Source organism: Paenarthrobacter sp. AT5, assembly GCF_032764245.1.
GTDB lineage: Bacteria > Actinomycetota > Actinomycetes > Actinomycetales > Micrococcaceae > Arthrobacter > Arthrobacter ureafaciens.
Genome location: NZ_CP136441.1, coordinates 3,464,576 through 3,482,935 on the forward strand (window position 1 = coordinate 3,464,576; position 18,360 = coordinate 3,482,935).

The 18,360-nt window shown below is 62.0% G+C and carries 12 protein-coding genes; 2 read left to right on the forward strand and 10 right to left on the reverse strand.

Features of this window, described 5'->3' with window-relative positions; all coding sequences use genetic code 11:
• Nucleotides 1-37 precede the first annotated feature (37 nt).
• The 6 genes from tuf to rpoB all read right to left on the reverse strand — a co-directional run bounded on the left by tuf (nt 38) and on the right by rpoB (nt 12,417).
• Nucleotides 38-1,228, reverse strand: coding sequence for an elongation factor Tu (gene tuf, locus RI444_RS16060; protein WP_021472401.1), 1,191 nt, complete (start codon nt 1,226-1,228; stop codon nt 38-40).
• Between the two features lie 233 nt (nt 1,229-1,461).
• Complete coding sequence (gene fusA, locus RI444_RS16065) at nt 1,462-3,576, reverse strand: elongation factor G (protein WP_021472400.1); 2,115 nt, start codon at nt 3,574-3,576, stop codon at nt 1,462-1,464.
• A 69-nt stretch (nt 3,577-3,645) separates the two neighbouring features.
• Nucleotides 3,646-4,116 carry a 30S ribosomal protein S7 gene (gene rpsG / locus RI444_RS16070; RefSeq protein WP_021472399.1) on the reverse strand — a complete coding sequence of 157 codons (471 nt, stop codon included), beginning with the start codon at nt 4,114-4,116 and terminating at the stop codon, nt 3,646-3,648.
• A gap of 1 nt (nt 4,117) precedes the next feature.
• Entirely contained in the window at nt 4,118-4,492 is a 375-nt protein-coding gene (gene rpsL / locus RI444_RS16075; protein ID WP_009358312.1) for a 30S ribosomal protein S12, read from the reverse strand.
• A 417-nt stretch (nt 4,493-4,909) separates the two neighbouring features.
• The gene (locus RI444_RS16080) at nt 4,910-8,809 is read right to left on the reverse strand and encodes a DNA-directed RNA polymerase subunit beta' (protein ID WP_207605697.1); all 3,900 of its coding nucleotides are present in this window, start codon (nt 8,807-8,809) and stop codon (nt 4,910-4,912) included.
• Nucleotides 8,810-8,910: 101 nt separating this feature from the next.
• Nucleotides 8,911-12,417 carry a DNA-directed RNA polymerase subunit beta gene (gene rpoB / locus RI444_RS16085; protein ID WP_031216553.1) on the reverse strand — a complete coding sequence of 1,169 codons (3,507 nt, stop codon included), beginning with the start codon at nt 12,415-12,417 and terminating at the stop codon, nt 8,911-8,913.
• Nucleotides 12,418-12,831: 414 nt separating this feature from the next.
• Between rpoB and RI444_RS16090 the strand changes: the two genes are divergently transcribed.
• Nucleotides 12,832-14,028: an acetyl-CoA C-acetyltransferase gene (locus RI444_RS16090; RefSeq protein ID WP_062097503.1), complete on the forward strand. Its 1,197-nt coding sequence runs from the start codon at nt 12,832-12,834 to the stop codon at nt 14,026-14,028.
• Nucleotides 14,029-14,042: 14 nt separating this feature from the next.
• On the forward strand, nt 14,043-14,519 hold the full coding sequence (locus RI444_RS16095; RefSeq protein ID WP_021472395.1) for an aminoacyl-tRNA deacylase: 477 nt from the start codon (nt 14,043-14,045) through the stop codon (nt 14,517-14,519).
• A gap of 118 nt (nt 14,520-14,637) precedes the next feature.
• On the opposite strand, the gene rplL is transcribed toward RI444_RS16095, so the two are convergent.
• The 4 genes from rplL to RI444_RS16115 form a co-directional block, all read right to left on the reverse strand.
• A complete protein-coding gene (gene rplL / locus RI444_RS16100) occupies nt 14,638-15,018 on the reverse strand; it encodes a 50S ribosomal protein L7/L12 (RefSeq protein ID WP_021472394.1) in 381 nt (126 codons plus the stop codon).
• Nucleotides 15,019-15,094: 76 nt separating this feature from the next.
• The gene (gene rplJ / locus RI444_RS16105) at nt 15,095-15,694 is read right to left on the reverse strand and encodes a 50S ribosomal protein L10 (protein ID WP_021472393.1); all 600 of its coding nucleotides are present in this window, start codon (nt 15,692-15,694) and stop codon (nt 15,095-15,097) included.
• A gap of 296 nt (nt 15,695-15,990) precedes the next feature.
• Nucleotides 15,991-17,160 (reverse strand): GNAT family N-acetyltransferase, encoded by a 1,170-nt coding sequence (locus RI444_RS16110; RefSeq protein WP_207605696.1) that lies wholly within the window; start codon nt 17,158-17,160, stop codon nt 15,991-15,993.
• The gene (locus RI444_RS16115) at nt 17,139-18,263 is read right to left on the reverse strand and encodes a GNAT family N-acetyltransferase (protein ID WP_242703225.1); all 1,125 of its coding nucleotides are present in this window, start codon (nt 18,261-18,263) and stop codon (nt 17,139-17,141) included. Before RI444_RS16115 ends, RI444_RS16110 begins: the two co-directional genes overlap by 22 nt.
• Between the last annotated feature and the right edge of the window lie 97 nt (nt 18,264-18,360).

Here is an 18,360-nt window from a genome sequence, read left to right on the forward strand (position 1 = left end):
CCGTCAGCCGGAGACTCGCCCGATCGACAAGCAGAAACTACTTGATGATCTTGGTAACACGTCCCGAACCAACGGTGCGGCCGCCTTCACGGATAGCGAAGCCGAGGCCCTCTTCCATAGCGATCGGCTGGATGAGCTCAACGGTCATCTCAGTGTTGTCGCCGGGCATAACCATTTCCGTGCCCTCAGGCAGGGTGATAACGCCGGTAACGTCCGTCGTACGGAAGTAGAACTGCGGGCGGTAGTTCGAGTAGAACGGGTTGTGACGTCCGCCTTCGTCCTTGGAAAGGATGTAGACGTTTGCCTCGAAGTCGGTGTGCGGGGTGATGGAACCCGGCTTGACGACAACCTGGCCACGCTCGACATCGTCGCGCTTGAGGCCACGGAGCAGCAGGCCACAGTTCTCGCCGGCCCATGCTTCGTCGAGCTGCTTGTGGAACATCTCGATACCGGTAACCGTGGTCTTCTGGATCGGGCGGATGCCAACGATCTCGACCTCGGAGTTGATGGCGAGGGTGCCACGCTCGGCGCGGCCCGTAACAACGGTGCCACGGCCGGTGATGGTGAAGACGTCCTCAATCGGCATCAGGAACGGCTTGTCGCGGTCACGTACGGGGTCCGGAACGGACTCGTCGACAGCTGCCATCAGGTCCTGGACGGACTTGACCCAAACCGGGTCGCCTTCCAGAGCCTTCAGACCGGAAACGCGAACGACAGGAGCGTCGTCACCGTCGAAGCCCTGCGAGCTCAGGAGCTCACGAACTTCCATTTCAACGAGGTCGAGGAGTTCCTCGTCCTCGACCATGTCGGACTTGTTCAGTGCGACCAGCAGGTAGGGAACACCAACCTGGCGGGCGAGCAGAACGTGCTCACGGGTCTGAGCCATCGGACCATCGGTTGCAGCAACCACGAGGATTGCGCCGTCCATCTGGGCAGCACCGGTGATCATGTTCTTGATGTAGTCAGCGTGACCCGGGGCGTCAACGTGTGCGTAGTGACGCTTCTCGGTCTGGTACTCCACGTGGGAGATGTTGATGGTAATACCGCGCTGGCGCTCTTCCGGAGCAGAGTCGATGGACGCGAAGTCGCGCTGCTCGTTGAGATCCGGGTACTGGTCGTACAGCACCTTGGAAATGGCGGCAGTCAGCGTCGTCTTACCGTGGTCAACGTGACCAATGGTGCCGATGTTGACGTGCGGCTTAGTCCGCTCGAACTTTGCCTTTGCCACAGGTTCCTCCTAGAACGATTTCAAGTGACGTGCTCCTCGGCCGCGCTTTTCGCGGCAGAAACTCTAGCAAGTCTACTTGGGGGCTTGGTTTTGGTGAAATTTCAGATTCAGGAACCAATACTAGTTCCTGGAGTCTGTTCGCGCAGGGGGCCGGGCCACGACCTTCGCCGTGGCCCCGCCACTCGCGCTGAGATGCCTTCCCGGTTACCGGAATTGCATCCGCTACCGGGTGATTACTCGCCGCGGGTCTTCTGGATGATCTCGTCGGCTACTGCCTTCGGGACCTCCGCGTAGCTGTCGAACGTCATCGAGTACACAGCACGGCCCTGGGTCTTGGACCGCAGGTCGCCGATGTAGCCGAACATTTCGGACAGCGGAACGTTCGCACGAACAACCTTCACGCCTGCAGCATCTTCCATGGACTGGATCATGCCACGGCGGGAGTTGAGGTCGCCGATCACGTCACCCATGTATTCCTCAGGGGTACGGACCTCGACGGCCATCAGGGGTTCGAGCAAGACAGGGTTGGCCTTGCGGGCACCCTCCTTGAACACCTGGGATCCGGCGATCTTGAACGCCATTTCAGAGGAATCGACATCGTGGTAAGCACCGTCGAGCAGGATCGCCTTGACGCCCACCATCGGGTAGCCGGCCAGGATACCGAACTGCATGGCGTCCTGGATACCAGCGTCAACGGAGGGGATGTATTCACGCGGAATACGGCCACCGGTGACCTTGTTTTCGAACTCGTAGAAGGTACCGTCCGTGGTTTCCAGGGGCTCGAAGGAGACCTGGACCTTTGCGAACTGACCCGAACCACCAGTCTGCTTCTTGTGGGTGAAGTCAACCTTCTCCACAGCGCGCTTGATGGTTTCGCGGTAAGCAACCTGCGGCTTGCCGACGTTGGCCTCAACCTTGAATTCGCGGCGCATACGGTCAACGAGGATGTCGAGGTGGAGTTCACCCATACCCGCGATAACAGTCTGGCCGGTTTCTTCGTTGAGGGAGACCTGGAAGGTCGGGTCCTCAGCGGAGAGCTTCTGGATAGCCGTGGAGAGCTTCTCCTGGTCACCCTTGGTGTTCGGCTCGATCGCAACAGAGATCACGGGCTCCGGGAAGCTCATGGACTCGAGGACGATCTGGTTTGCCGGATCGCAGAGGGTGTCACCGGTGGTGGTGTCCTTCAGGCCGATCGCAGCGTAGATGTGGCCGGCGGTAGCGCCCTCAACAGGCATTTCCTTGTTGGCGTGCATCTGGAAGAGCTTGCCGATACGTTCCTTCTTGCCCTTGGTGGAGTTGACCACCTGCGCACCGGAATCAACGTGACCGGAGTACACGCGGATGAAAGTGAGCTGGCCGAAGAACGGGTGGGCAGCAATCTTGAACGCAAGAGCGGAGAACGGCTCGTCAGCGGAAGGCTTACGGGTCAGTTCCTTCTCTTCGTCACGGGGATCGTGACCGATCATCGCAGGAACGTCGAGCGGGTTCGGCAGGAAGTCCACGACGGCGTCGAGCATCGGCTGGACACCGCGGTTCTTGAAGGCAGAACCACAGAAGACCGGGTAGAGCTCGGAGTTGATGGTCATCTTGCGGATGCCGGCCTTGAGCTCTTCGAGGGTGAGTTCTTCACCTTCGAGGTACTTCTCCATGAGTTCCTCGGAAGCCTCGGCAACAGTCTCAACGAGCTGTGCGCGGTATTCCTCGGCCTTTTCCTTGAGGTCCGCAGGAATTTCCTGGACCTCGTAGGAAGCACCCATGGTCACGTCGCCCTTGGCGTCGCCCGGCCAAACCAGTGCGCGCATTTCAAGGAGGTCGACGACGCCAACGAAGTCGTTCTCGGAGCCGATCGGCAGCTGCATGACCAGCGGCTTGGCACCGAGGCGGGAGATGATGGTGTCTACGGTGAAGTAGAAGTCAGCGCCCAGCTTGTCCATCTTGTTGACGAAGCAGATACGCGGAACGTTGTACTTGTCAGCCTGGCGCCAAACAGTCTCGGACTGCGGCTCCACGCCTTCCTTGCCGTCGAACACTGCAACTGCACCGTCGAGGACGCGCAGGGAGCGCTCAACCTCAACCGTGAAGTCCACGTGGCCCGGGGTGTCGATGATGTTGATCTGGTTCTTGTTCCAGAAACAGGTCACGGCCGCGGACGTGATGGTGATGCCGCGTTCCTTTTCCTGTTCCATCCAGTCGGTCGTCGAAGCGCCGTCGTGCGTTTCGCCGATCTTGTGGTTCACACCCGTGTAGAACAGGATGCGCTCGGTAGTGGTGGTCTTGCCGGCATCGATGTGGGCCATGATGCCGATATTGCGGACCTTGTTAAGGTCGGTAAGCACGTCCTGTGCCACGGGGTCTCCCTTTCGGATGGACTGCACGTCCGCCGCCGGCTCGGTGGAGCCGGCGGCGTCCGGGAAGTTTTACCAGCGGTAGTGTGCGAAGGCCTTGTTGGACTCGGCCATCTTGTGGGTGTCTTCGCGACGCTTGACAGCGGCACCGAGACCGTTCGAGGCATCCAGGATTTCGTTCTGGAGGCGCTCGGTCATCGTCTTTTCGCGGCGGGCCTTGGAGTAGCCCACGAGCCAACGCAGTGCGAGGGCGGTGGAGCGACCCGGCTTGACCTCAACCGGAACCTGGTAGGTGGCGCCACCAACACGGCGGGAACGCACTTCCAGGGAAGGCTTGACGTTGTCCATGGCCTTCTTCAGGGCTGCGACGGGGTCGCCGCCCGTCTTGGCGCGGGCACCTTCGAGTGCACCGTAAACGATGCGCTCGGCGGTGGACTTCTTGCCGTCAATCAGGACCTTGTTGATCAGCTGGGTGACCAACGGGGAGCCGTAGACGGGATCTGAAACGAGCGGCCGCTTCGGGGCCGGACCCTTGCGAGGCATATTACTTCTTCTCCATCTTTGCGCCGTAGCGGCTGCGGGCCTGCTTGCGGTTCTTGACACCCTGGGTGTCGAGGGCGCCGCGGACGATCTTGTAGCGGACACCCGGGAGGTCCTTCACACGACCACCACGGACGAGCACGATGGAGTGCTCCTGCAGGTTGTGGCCAACACCGGGGATGTAGGCGGTAACTTCCACGCCACCGTTGAGGCGCACACGTGCGACCTTACGAAGGGCCGAGTTCGGCTTCTTCGGAGTGGTGGTGTAGACGCGGGTGCAAACGCCGCGGCGCATCGGGCTGCCCTTCAGCGCGGGAGCCTTGGTCTTGGAGACCTTCGGCGTGCGGCCCTTGCGGACCAGCTGGTTAATCGTAGGCACTTTCGTGTTCTCCGTTGTTTGATCTCTGCCCCCACGCACAGGCGCCAGCCGGTGCACATGTGGGAACTTTGGCGTTGCTCATGCGGCCGGCCGGAACTTCCGGTAGGCGTGCAAAAGTGCGGCATTCGTTGCGCAAGTTGCCCGCAACCCGGAAACAGACTCCACACCCAACACCATGAGAACAAAACCAAAATGATGCTGCGGCGGCCTTCATCCACTGCCACACAGAACAATTACATAAAGTCTAGCACGGCTTGATCTCCCGCCTTAATCGGGTGTATGGAGGACGACGGCGGCAGCCGGGTGCCGCCGTCGTCCTCCGCTCCCCCGGGCTGCGGCGGAGTGGCCGTTAACGCGCCGGGCCCCGCACTCCGAAGAATGCGGGGCCCGGCGTTCAGTCAATGACTAACGCTGCAATCAGCGGAAGTCGTTGCCGAGGTCGTAGTCATCCAGCGGGATGGCGTGGAACTCGGGGGCACCGTCCCCACCCAGGGCGTCATAGGAGAAGTCGGTGAAAGCGCTGGGGCCCGTGAACAGGCTTGCCTTTGCTTCTTCCGTCGGCTCCACAGTGACCTGCGTGTAGCGCGGCAGACCCGTACCAGCCGGGATGAGCTTACCGATGATGACGTTTTCCTTGAGGCCGAGCAGCGGATCGCTCTTGCCTTCCATGGCCGCCTGCGTCAGGACGCGGGTGGTCTCCTGGAAGGAAGCTGCGGACAGCCAGGACTCGGTGGCCAAGGAAGCCTTGGTGATACCCATGAGCTCCGGACGGCCGGAAGCCGGTGCCTTGCCCTCGGACACGACGCGGCGGTTCTCTTCCTCGAAGCGCGTGCGCTCTGCCAGTTCACCCGGCAGGAGGTCGGAGTCGCCGGACTCGATGACCGTAACGCGGCGCAGCATCTGGCGGACGATAACCTCGACGTGCTTGTCGTGGATACCAATACCCTGGCTGCGGTAAACGCCCTGCACTTCGTCCACAAGGAACTTCTGTGCTGCACGCGGACCCATGATGCGCAGAACCTGCTTCGGGTCCACCGGACCGTTGATCAGCTTCTGGCCGACACTGACGTGGTCGCCGTCTTCGATGAGGAGGCGGGACCGGCGCAGTACCGGGTAGGCGATCTCTTCGGAACCGTCGTCCGGAGTGATCACCAGGCGCATCTGGCGCTCGGACTCTTCGATGGTGATGCGTCCGGCTGCTTCCGCAATCGGTGCCACACCCTTCGGAGTACGGGCTTCGAACAGTTCCTGGATACGGGGCAGACCCTGGGTGATGTCGTCGCCACCACCTGCGGATACAGCACCACCGGTGTGGAACGTACGCATGGTCAGCTGGGTACCGGGCTCACCAATCGACTGTGCGGCGATGATGCCGACGGCCTCTCCGATGTCCACGGTCTTGCCGGTTGCCAGCGAACGGCCGTAGCACAGGGCACAAGTGCCGACCTTGGACTCACAGGTGAGAACGGAACGGACCTTGACCTCGGTGATGCCGGCTGCGAGCAGCTGGCCGATCACGACGTCGCCGCAGTCGGTGCCGGCCGGTGCCAGGACGTTGCCCTGGGCATCGACGACGTCGACAGCCAGCGTCCGTGCGTAGGCGCTGTTCTCGACGTTCTCGTCCAGGACCAACTCGCCGTTGGAGTCCGGAACTGCGATCGGCGTGACCAGGCCGCGCTCGGTTCCACAGTCCTCTTCGCGGACGATGACGTCCTGCGAGACGTCCACCAGACGACGGGTCAGGTAACCCGAGTTGGCGGTACGGAGAGCGGTATCGGCCAGACCCTTACGGGCACCGTGCGTGGCGATGAAGTATTCCAGCACCGACAGGCCCTCACGGTAGGAGGACTTGATCGGACGCGGGATGATTTCACCCTTCGGGTTGGCCACAAGACCACGGATACCCGCGATCTGGCGGACCTGCATCCAGTTACCACGTGCACCGGAGGACACCATGCGGTTGATGGTGTTCATCGGGGACAGGCTGTCACGCATCGCCTGGGCGATCTCGTTGGTTGCCTTGTTCCAGATCTCGATCAGTTCCTGGCGACGCTCGTCGTCGTCGATCAGGCCCTTGTCGTACTGGCCCTGGATCTTGGCAGCCATGTTCTCGTAACCGGCAAGGATGCCCGGCTTGGTGTCCGGAACTTCGATGTCGGAGATGGCCACGGTGACGCCCGAGCGGGTAGCCCAGTAGAAACCGGCGTCCTTCAGGTTGTCCAGCGTTGCCGCAGTAACAACCTTCGGGTAGCGCTCTGCGAGGTCGTTGACGATCCGGGACAGTTCGCCCTTGTCCGCAACAGCCTCAACCCAGGGGTAGTCCTCAGGCAGGGTCTGGTTGAAGATGACCTGGCCGAGGGAGGTTTCAACGAGAGCCGGCTGACCGGGCTCCCAACCTTCCGGAGCTTCCCAACCTGCGTAGGGAACGAAGTTCTCCAGACGGATCTTCACCTGGGAGTTCAGGTGCAGTTCACGGGAATCGTAGGCCATGATGGCTTCCGACACCGAGGAGAACACGCGGCCCTCGCCGGCAGAGCCGACGCGCTTGGTGGTCAGGTGGTACAGGCCGATAATCATATCCTGCGAAGGCAGGGTGACCGGGCGGCCATCGGACGGCTTCAGGATGTTATTCGAGGACAGCATCAGGATGCGGGCTTCGGCCTGGGCTTCCGGGCTCAGCGGCAGGTGGACTGCCATCTGGTCGCCGTCGAAGTCAGCGTTGAAGGCGCCACAAACCAGCGGGTGAAGCTGGATTGCCTTACCTTCAACAAGCTGCGGTTCGAAGGCCTGGATACCAAGGCGGTGCAGGGTAGGTGCACGGTTGAGCAGCACCGGGTGTTCGGTGATGATCTCTTCCAGCACGTCCCAGACCTGCGGACGGTAACGCTCAACCATGCGCTTTGCCGACTTGATGTTCTGTGCGTGGTTGAGGTCAACCAGGCGCTTCATCACGAACGGCTTGAAGAGCTCCAGGGCCATCTGCTTCGGCAGGCCGCACTGGTGCAGCTTCAGCTGCGGGCCGACGACGATGACCGAACGGCCGGAGTAGTCAACACGCTTACCGAGCAGGTTCTGGCGGAAACGGCCCTGCTTGCCCTTGAGCATGTCGCTCAGGGACTTCAGCGGACGGTTGCCCGGGCCAGTGACGGGACGGCCACGACGGCCGTTGTCGAAGAGGCTGTCAACAGCTTCCTGAAGCATGCGCTTCTCGTTGTTCACGATGATCTCCGGAGCACCGAGGTCAAGCAGGCGCTTGAGGCGGTTGTTTCGGTTGATCACACGGCGGTAGAGGTCGTTGAGGTCGGAGGTCGCGAAGCGGCCACCGTCCAGCTGGACCATCGGGCGCAGTTCCGGCGGGATCACCGGGACGGCGTCGAGAACCATGCCGAGCGGGCTGTTGTTCGTGGTGAGGAACGCGTTGACAACCTTGAGGCGCTTCAGGGCGCGGGTCTTGCGCTGGCCCTTGCCGTTCTGGATGATATCGCGCAAGGACTCAGCCTCAGCCTGCATGTCGAAGGTCTCAAGACGCTTCTTGATGGCTTCGGCACCCATGGAGCCCTCGAAGTACATGCCGTAACGGTCACGCAGTTCGCGGTACAGGCCCTCGTCACCTTCGAGGTCGGCGACCTTGAGGTTCTTGAAGCGGTCCCAGACCTGCTCAAGGCGCTCGATGTCGGCGTCGGCGCGCTTGCGGACGTTCGCCATCTGGCGGTCCGCGGAGTCGCGGGCCTTCTTCTTGTCCGCACCCTTGGCACCCTCGCCCTCAAGACGGGCAAGCTCGTCTTCAAGGTCGCGGGCGATCTGGGCGATGTCGCTGTCGCGGTTGTCGATCAGCTGCTTCTTCTCGAGGTCGTGCTCGACCTGGAGGTTCGGCAGTTCAGCGTGGCGGTTTTCCTCGTCAACGCTGGTGATCATGTAGGCAGCGAAGTAGATGACCTTCTCGAGGTCCTTCGGAGCCAGGTCCAGAAGGTAGCCAAGGCGCGACGGAACGCCCTTGAAGTACCAGATGTGGGTGACGGGAGCGGCGAGCTCGATGTGGCCCATGCGCTCACGGCGCACCTTGGCGCGGGTGACTTCAACGCCACAACGCTCACAGATGATGCCCTTGAAGCGGACGCGCTTGTACTTGCCGCAGTAGCATTCCCAGTCACGGGAAGGTCCGAAGATCTTCTCGCAGAAAAGACCGTCCTTCTCAGGCTTGAGAGTGCGGTAGTTGATGGTTTCCGGCTTCTTGACCTCACCGTAAGACCAGCCACGGATGTCTTCCGCGGTGGCGAGGCCGATCTGCATGAGGCCGAAGGAGGATTCGCTGGACATATGGTCCCTGTTCTCTCTTGTTCTCTAAATTCTGAAGTCTTGGTTACGGAAAGAGGGAGCTGCCCGGCGGGCGGTGCTGGCACCACCCGCCGGAGCGGCTGCTAGACCTCTTCTACGGAACTGGGCTCTGCGCGAGACAGATCGATGCCCAGTTCTTCCGCAGCCGTGAAGACTGCGTCATCAGAGTCACGCATTTCGATCGTGGTTCCGTCGGTGGAAAGAACTTCCACGTTCAGGCACAACGACTGCATTTCCTTGATCAAGACCTTGAAGGACTCGGGAACGCCAGGCTCGGGGATGTTCTCGCCCTTGACGATGGCTTCGTAGACCTTCACGCGGCCGTGGATGTCATCCGACTTGATCGTGAGGAGTTCCTGAAGGGTGTAAGCGGCGCCGTAAGCTTCGAGCGCCCACACTTCCATTTCACCGAAGCGCTGGCCACCGAACTGTGCCTTACCACCCAGCGGCTGCTGCGTGATCATGGAGTACGGGCCGGTGGAACGCGCGTGGATCTTGTCGTCCACCAGGTGGTGGAGCTTCAGGATGTACATGTAACCGACGGAGATCGGGTCCGGGAACGGCTCGCCGGAGCGGCCGTCGAACAGACGCGTCTTGCCGGAGGAGTCGATCAGGCGGTCGCCGTCGCGGGTCACGTTGGTGGAGTCAAGCAGGCCCGTAATTTCCTCTTCGCGGGCGCCGTCGAACACCGGGGTGGCAACGGTGGTCTGGCCGGTCTCACGAGGCAGGTTCGGGAGGTTCTTGACCCACTCCGGCTCGCCTTCGATCTTCCAACCGGTCTTGGCAACCCAACCGAGGTGGGTTTCCAGGACCTGGCCAACGTTCATACGGCCCGGAACACCAAGCGGGTTCAGGACGATGTCCACCGGGGTACCGTCTGCGAGGAAGGGCATGTCCTCGACCGGGAGGATCTTGGAGATAACACCCTTGTTGCCGTGGCGGCCGGCGAGCTTGTCACCGTCGGTGATCTTACGCTTGGCTGCAACGTAGACGCGGACCAGCTGGTTCACGCCCGGGGGCAGTTCGTCGTCGTTGTCGCGGTCGAAGACGCGCACGCCGATGACCGTACCGGACTCGCCGTGGGGCACCTTCAGCGAGGTGTCGCGGACTTCGCGGGACTTCTCACCGAAGATCGCGCGAAGGAGGCGCTCTTCCGGAGTCAGTTCGGTTTCACCCTTCGGGGTGACCTTTCCGACCAGGATGTCGCCTGCTTCAACCTCGGCACCGATGTGGATGATGCCGCGCTCGTCCAGGCCTGCCAGGACTTCCTCGGACACGTTGGGGATGTCACGGGTGATTTCCTCGGCACCAAGCTTGGTGTCGCGGGCGTCGATCTCGTGCTCCTCGATGTGGATGGAGGACAGAACGTCTTCAGCGACGATGCGCTGGGACAGGATGATGGCGTCCTCGAAGTTGTGGCCTTCCCATGACATGAATGCCACGAGCAGGTTCTTGCCGAGGGCAAGTTCACCCTGGTCCGTTGCCGGGCCGTCAGCGATGATGCCGCCAACTTCCAGGCGCTGGCCTTCGTTGACCAGGACGCGGTGGTTGTAGCAGTTGCCCTGGTTGGAGCGGGCGAACTTGTTGATGCGGTAGTTGGTTTCCGTGCCGTCGTCATTGAGCATGACAACCAGCTCGGCGGAAACCTCGGTTACCACACCGGCCTTCTTGGCGATGACAACGTCTCCGGCGTCAACAGCTGCGGCGCGCTCCATGCCGGTGCCCACGAACGGAGCCTCGGAACGGACCAGCGGCACAGCCTGGCGCTGCATGTTGGCACCCATGAGTGCGCGGTTGGCGTCGTCGTGCTCGAGGAACGGGATCAGGGCCGTTGCCACGGACACCATCTGGCGCGGGGAAACGTCCATGTACTGGACATCCTCGGCCGGAACCAGCACGGGCTCGCCTCCACCACCACGGGCACGGACAAGAACGGTCTCTTCGGAGAAGCGCTTGTCGGCATCCAGCGGAGCGTTGGCCTGTGCGATCAGGACCTCGGCCTCGTCATCTGCGGTGAGGTATTCGACGTCGTCGGAAACAACACCGTTGGTGACCTTGCGGTACGGGGTTTCGATGAAGCCGAACGGGTTGATGCGGCCGTAGGAAGCCAACGAACCGATCAGGCCGATGTTCGGGCCTTCAGGAGTTTCGATGGGGCACATACGTCCGTAGTGGGACGGGTGAACGTCTCGGACTTCCATGCCTGCGCGGTCACGGGACAGACCACCCGGGCCAAGGGCCGACAGGCGGCGCTTGTGGGTCAAACCCGACAGCGGGTTGTTCTGGTCCATGAACTGCGACAGCTGGGAGGTTCCGAAGAACTCCTTGATGGCTGCAACAACCGGGCGGATGTTGATCAGGGTCTGCGGCGTGATGGCTTCGACATCCTGCGTGGTCATGCGTTCGCGGACGACGCGCTCCATGCGGGACAGGCCGGTGCGGACCTGGTTTTCGATCAGTTCGCCAACGGCGCGGATGCGGCGGTTGCCGAAGTGGTCGATGTCGTCGATCTCGACGCGGAGCTCGTGGTCTTCGCCGTCGCGCTTGCCCATGATGGTCTTCTCGCCGGCGTGCAGCGCAACGAGGAACTTGATCATGGCGACGATGTCTTCAACGTGCAGGACCGAAGCTTCCTTGTCACCAAGGGAGCGGTCGATGCCCAGCTTGCGGTTGATCTTGTAACGGCCAACCTTGGCCAGATCGTAGCGCTTGGGGTTGAAGTACAGGTTGTCCAGCAGGGACTGGGCAGCCTCGACTGTGGGCGGCTCGCCCGGACGCAGCTTGCGGTAGATGTCCAGCAGGGCGTCTTCGCGGGTCTCGGTGGCGTCCTTCTCCAGCGTTGCACGCATGGAGTCGTACTGGCCGAACTCTTCGAGGATCTGGCCTTCGGTCCAGCCAAGGGCCTTCAGGAGGACGGTAACTGACTGCTTGCGCTTACGGTCGAGGCGAACACCGACCTGGTCGCGCTTGTCGATTTCGAGCTCGAACCAAGCACCACGGGACGGGATGATCTTCGCGGTGAAGATGTCCTTGTCACTGGTCTTGTCTGCAGCGCGCTCGAAGTACGCGCCGGGCGAACGGACCAACTGGGAAACAACAACACGCTCGGTGCCGTTGACGACGAATGTTCCCTTTTCGGTCATGAGCGGGAAGTCGCCCATGAACACGGTCTGCTGCTTGATTTCGCCCGTGTTGTTGTTCATGAACTCGGCCTTGACGTACAAGGGAGCCGAGTAGGTGGCGTCACGGTCTTTGCATTCGGCCATGGTGTACTTCGGATCAGCGAACTCCGGCTCGGAGAAGCTCAGGGACATGGTGCCCTGGAAGTCCTCGATCGGGGAGATCTCTTCGAAGATGTCGGCAAGTCCGGAGGTGGTGGCGACGCTGAGGTCGCCCTCCTCGACAGCCTTCGCTACCCGCGCCTGCCAGCGTTCGTTTCCGACCAGCCAGTCAAAGCTGTCTGTCTGCAGGGCGAGAAGATTCGGAACATCCAGCGGTTCGTGAATCTTTGCGAATGAGAGGCGGCGGGTGGCACCATCGGTGCTTGCCGTGTTAGCGGTTTCGTTATTAGAGGTGCTCGAGGCGACCAAGAGGGATCCTTCCACAGACCTTCAGGCGTTTTCAGATCTCCCCCGTTTGCATCCCGCGGAGTTCTCCGCGGCATACTTAATCCGGTTCCGCTATATGACCCGGACCCAGCCCCGCAAAAGGTAAATGCACGCCTTGGACGGCATGCCGATTGACGCAGCTGAGATGTAAAGCCCACCGCTATATGAAGGCTGAAGGTTAACAGGGAAGACGCAAATATCTACGATACGGCAAAGTAGCCTTTCTGTCTACCCCAGATCGTCCGGGATTGCAAGCACCGTTGCTGCAGGCACCAAAGCGAAGGCGCTCCACGGCCCCGGGCAGGTCTTCCGGAAGAGTGCCTTTCCAAGCCGGGTACCGGAGAGCCCGCCGCGCGATAGCCTAGGACGTAATACAACCGGACCGGAAGAGAGACCATGACGAACTCCGACGACAATGACGTTGTCATCCTTGCAGGTTCCCGGACCCCGCAGGGCCGCCTCAACGGGCAGCTGGCGGGCTTCACCGCCGTCGAACTTGGTGCCCATGCGATCACGGGCGCCCTGGCGGCGAGCGGTGTCAAGGCCGAGCAGGTGGACACCGTCATCATGGGACAGGTATTGCAGGCAGGCGCCGGCCAGAACCCCGCCAGGCAGAGCGCCATAGCCGCAGGCGTTGGCTGGAATATCCCGGCCGTAACCATCAACAAGGTCTGCCTGTCCGGGCTCACGGCGGTCATCGACGCTGCCCGGATGATCCGCGCCGGAGATGCCACGGTAGTTGTGGCCGGCGGACAGGAGTCCATGACGCGTGCCCCGCACCTCCTCCCCGGTTCACGCCAGGGCTGGACCTACGGAGCCGTCCAGGCCTTGGACGTCGCCGCGCACGACGGCCTGACGGATGCTTTTGACGGGCAGTCGATGGGACTATCCACGGAATCCAAGAACGTAACGCTCGGCATTGACCGGCGTGCCCAGGACGAGGTGGCCGCGGCTTCCCACCAACGCGCCGCCGCCGCAGCGGAGGCAGGAATCTTCGACGTCGAAATTGCGCCCCTCAGCGTCAAGCAGCGCAAGGGAGATCCCGTGGTGCTGACCTCGGATGAGGGGATCCGGCCCAACACCACGCTGGAAACGCTCGCCCCGCTCAAGGCAGCCTTCGCCACGGACGGAACCATTACTGCCGGCAACTCCTCTCCCCTGTCCGACGGCGCCTCCGCGCTGGTGTTGACCAGTCGCCGCTTCGCCAAGGACAACGGCCTCGAATACCTTGCCGTCGTGGGCAAGCCGGGGCAGGTGGCCGGACCGGACAATTCCCTGCACTCGCAGCCTTCCAACGCCATTGCACAGGCTCTGAAGAAGGCCGGCTGGGCTGCCGAAGACCTGGATTTCATAGAGATCAATGAGGCCTTCGGGTCCGTTGCCGTCCAGTCCCTCAAGGACCTCCAATACCCCTTGGAAAAGTGCAACATCCACGGTGGAGCGATTGCCCTGGGCCACCCCATCGGCGCCTCCGGAGCCCGCCTGGCCCTGCACGCGGCGCATGAGCTCCGACGGAGGGGAACCGGCAAGGCCGCCGTATCCTTGTGCGGCGGCGGAGGCCAAGGCGAAGCCCTCCTCCTGTACCGCGACTAAGGGGGGTCCGGACCATGGCCCACGCCAACGGCGCCCAACGGTTTCTGGATGATGCCGCCGCCCGCGGACTGGACGTGGACGTCGTCGAACGTCCGGCAGCCCGCAGCCTGGAAGAAGCGGCGAGCATCCTCGGAATCACTCCCGCTGACATCGTGAAGTCCCTCGTGGTCAAACACAGGGACGGCACGTTCCTTTTCGCGCTCATTCCCGGAGACCGGCAGATCTCCTGGCCGAAGCTGCGTGCCTTGGTGGGGGTCAACAAACTCTCGCTGCCAGCTGCGGACGTAGCGCTGGAAGCCACCGGCTACGAACGCGGGACCATCACTCCGCTGGGCAGCACGAACGCCTGGCCCGTCTATGCTGACGCCTCGATCGCGGGCCGCCGGATCTCGATGGGGGCCGGTGCGCACGGGCGCAGCGCCTTCGTGGATGCCGACGCGCTGACGGCGGCGCTGAACGCAATCGTGGCAGACATCAGCGAACCCAACTAGGTCGCATCTGTGCGCGTTCTGAGCCCTCAAAACGCGCACTAATACGACCTGGTTGGGTGCTTTAACAGCAGAAAGCCCCGCCCGGCGAACCAGACGGGGCTTCCCAAAGCAGAACGAGTTACTTGAGGGTAACCGTTGCGCCAGCTTCTTCGAGCTGAGCCTTTGCCTTCTCTGCGGCTTCCTTGGTGGCGCCTTCGAGAACAGCCTTCGGTGCACCGTCAACCAGGTCCTTGGCTTCCTTGAGGCCGAGGGAGGTGATGGCGCGAACTTCCTTGATCACTGCGATCTTCTTGTCGCCGGCTGCTTCGAGGATGACGTCGAATTCGGTCTTCTCTTCAGCAGCTTCAGCACCGGCGCCGCCGCCGGCGGGGCCTGCAACTGCAACAGCAGCAGCAGTAACTTCGAAGGTCTCTTCGAAGAGCTTGACGAACTCGGAGAGCTCGATGATGGTCAGTTCCTTGAAAGCTTCAATGAGCTCTTCGTTGCTGAGCTTCGCCATGGTGGCGTCCTTCCATTAGGTGGTGCTGGTCCGGACCTTGCCGTTCCGTGCACCGGAGTTTGATTGGGGGGAGAACTTAGTTCTCTTCGGTTGCAGCTTCGGCAGCAGCCGGTGCTTCTTCAGCAGCCGGAGCTTCCTCGGTTGCAGCCTCTTCAGCCGGTGCTTCTTCAGCGGCCGGTGCAGGAGCGCCGCCCTCTTCTTCAAGCTTGAGGCGCAGGGCATCGATGATGCGTGCAGCAGCAGATGCAGGAGCCTTGAGGACACCGGCAACACGTGCAAGCTGGAACTCGCGGGACTCGAGGGCAGCCAGTGCGGCGACACCCTCAGCGTCCAGTGCCTTGCCTTCGAACAGGCCGGTCTTGATGACCAGCTGCTTGTTGGCCTTGGCAAAGTCCGTCAGGCTCTTTGCAGCAGCAACGGCGTCGCCCTTGATGAAGGCGATCGCAGTGGGGCCGGCGAGCTGGCCGTCGAATGCATCGACACCAGCTTCCTTGGCTGCAATGGCGCTCAGGGTGTTCTTGACGACCGAGAACTTGGTGTCCTGGCCGAGAGCAACACGGAGTTCCTTGAGCTGCGCAACAGAGAGCCCACGGTATTCGGTCAGGACAGCCGCAGTCGATTCCTTGAAATCGTTGGTGATCTCTGCAACTGCGGAGACCTTGCTAGGCGTTGTCATAACCCTCCTTCCGGGGAATAAAGCCGGTCTTCCGGGTCCCTGCTCACGAGAGCTAAAACTAAAAACGCCCCGCGCAGATGCACGGGGCTTGGCTCAACACAGCTTTACTGTGGAGACTCAACTCGTTCACCTGCGTTGGCCGCCCTATGTCAGGGTCCTTCGTCAAGAAATTCACCTTGTTCTCACGGGCGTAGCTACAGAGCTGAGCTTTGCTCGAAAGGGTGGATTCCCATCAACCGACGGTCTTTGGTAATTCAAGGTTACGGGAGACGGCATGCGAACTCCAAATCGGCCCCCTAGTCCGATGTGGTCGCCCCGGCCGAGCGGCGCGGCAGTTCCTTTTGCCACAGTCCGGTGACTCCCGCCGTCGTGAATCCCAACTGCTTGTTGACCGTCAGGAGGTAGCGGTTCTCCGGCGCGTTCCACGTGTAGATCACCCTGGCGTCCGGGAACTGCTCACTCAGGCGTTCCATGTTGGCCACCTTGATCAGGAGCCCCAGCTTGTTCCCCCGGTGCTCCTGCAGGACCAAGGTGTCATCCTGGAAGACGACGTCCTGGCGGTGCGCCAGAACGCTGATGGTGGTCAGGCCTACCAGCTTCCCGGTAGCAACATGCTCGACGGCGGTAACAACCGTCCGCCTTCCCTGCGCCATGGCTGCGTCTTCCGTTTCCCGCAATACCGCAGCGTCGAAGACCATGCCGGTGTCCGCCCCGGCCGGCTCGTCGTCCTCGTCCTCGCCGTGGACCACTTCGCCGGCAGCGTTCTCCAGCTCCGCCACGCCCTCGAGCAACCGCTCAGGGCAGCGGTCAGTCCAGTGGTGCAACGCGTAGCGGCCGGCGTTGGCTTCCTCGGCTTCGGCCTGGAGATCCGCCACCAGCTTGGAATCCAGCGGAAGGACACGTGAGCTGAACTGCTCGATGTGCTGCAGCGTATAGCCCGCCCGCTGTGCGAAGTCCACCTCACGGCTGCTGACAGGAACGAAGCCAGGCCCGATGCCGGGAATGAGCTGGTCTTCCGGAATCTCGGTCAGGGACGTTGCCGGGTGGTTGGTGTCCACCAGGACCATGGTGCGGCCCTCTGCCCGGGCGAGCTGTTCCGCGGCTTCGAGGAGGTGGCGGCCCACGCCCCTGCGCTGGTATTCGGGCAGGACATCCAAGGTGAATTCGGCCAGATCGATGTTGTCAGCCAACGGCAAGGCGATGTCTATGGTTCCTACAATTTTGCCATCCACTTTGGCGACCAGGATGATCTGGCGTTCGTAGGGATCGGAGAACTCCAGCATTTTCTCCAGCGGCGTGTAGGCGAGGTCGTCACTCCCCCAGGTCTGCATCCGCACCCGCCGGGCAACCTCGACCGCGTCGAGGAAGTCCTTGGCGTCCGGGCTGTCCAGGTTGTCGGGAACCCATGCCTGCTCAACCTCGACGGTCTTCGCCTCTTCTAAAGTCATACCAACCGTTTCTGCCATTCGCCTTCAAAGCCGGAAGGTTTGAATCCCAAGGCGATATTAATGGCCAGCATATGCCGGTTTTCACTGGCATTCCATGTCATGACGGACGTACCTGCAGGCCAGGCCAGCACTGCTTTGCGCAGGTTGGCAATTTTCACCAGCATTCCCAAACGGTGTCCCCGATGGGCCGGGTCCACTAGTGTGTCCTCCTGGAAAATCACCGCCGGCATGGCCTCCCGATGAACCAGCGCGGTATAGGCAGCCAGTTCCCCTGAGTCGTTGTGCCGGGCGACGGAAACCACTGCGTCCAAACCGCCCGCACGCCAGGTGGCTTCTTCCTGCCGCACCCTTGCCACATCCCATGCTTCGCCTTCCCACCCGAGTCCGGCGATGGGAACTTCCGTGCTCATAAGGCTCTTGAGCCGCGCATAGGATTCAACAAACTCATCCGGGCAACGATCCGACCACGTGATGACACTGTAAGCCGTGGAACGGGACCGGGCGTCCGCCTCCAGGGCGTCGATGTGCGTCGCGTCAAAGGGCAACGCCAGGCTGCTGTTGGTCTCCACCTGTTCCAGCGAGTAGCCGCAGTGAACGGCGAAGCGGGTTGAGGCGCTGTCCCGGGGCACACCGCCGCTGCCCGATGCGGCTTCCAACAGAGGCACACCCGCCAGCACGGGCGCGATTGGCTCACCGCAGTAACCGTCGAAGGAGCTCCGGCCACGGTCTTGGGCCACGCCCTCCAATACCCCCAGGATCACCGACCCGAAGCCGCGGCGACGAAAAGGTGCGTCCACCAGGACGTGTACGCCCGCCGTCGTCGTATTTTCGCTCAAGGGAAGCGTCAACGTGCCGCAGCCGACAATCCGCTCCTCGAGACGTGCCACGTAGACGTGACGTTCTTCGTATTCGTTTCCCCGCCAGAAGGCTATGTCCTCCTCAAGGGTGGCGGCCCGGTCCGCAGTGCCCCACAGGGCCAGTTCGTGGCGTACGCCAAGTTCATGGAAGGCCCTGAAGTCCGGAGTGATGCGCGCCCCGGGACCGTCCGGGGCGTTGATCCGCTCCACGGTTGGTCCCGCGTTGCTTAATTCGCCGCTGTTCATAAGGTTCGACGACGTCACGCCCCACAGCCTAGGGCCCGCGGTCAGGCGGTACAAGACCCCGCCCGGGACACCGAAGTCGGGCCCTCCGTCGCACCGGGCAGGAATGCGGAAAGGA

Excerpts from the sequence above, each read along its gene's own strand:
- rpsG (WP_021472399.1), bottom strand. The coding sequence starts at position 4,116 with ATGCCTCGCAAGGGTCCGGCCCCGAAGCGGCCGCTCGTTTCAGATCCC.
- RI444_RS16080 (WP_207605697.1), bottom strand. The coding sequence starts at position 8,809 with ATGTCCAGCGAATCCTCCTTCGGCCTCATGCAGATCGGCCTCGCCACC.
- rplL (WP_021472394.1), bottom strand. The coding sequence starts at position 15,018 with ATGGCGAAGCTCAGCAACGAAGAGCTCATTGAAGCTTTCAAGGAACTG.
- RI444_RS16110 (WP_207605696.1), bottom strand. The coding sequence starts at position 17,160 with ATGGCAGAAACGGTTGGTATGACTTTAGAAGAGGCGAAGACCGTCGAG.
- rplJ (WP_021472393.1), bottom strand. The coding sequence starts at position 15,694 with ATGACAACGCCTAGCAAGGTCTCCGCAGTTGCAGAGATCACCAACGAT.
- RI444_RS16090 (WP_062097503.1), top strand. The coding sequence starts at position 12,832 with ATGACGAACTCCGACGACAATGACGTTGTCATCCTTGCAGGTTCCCGG.
- RI444_RS16095 (WP_021472395.1), top strand. The coding sequence starts at position 14,043 with ATGGCCCACGCCAACGGCGCCCAACGGTTTCTGGATGATGCCGCCGCC.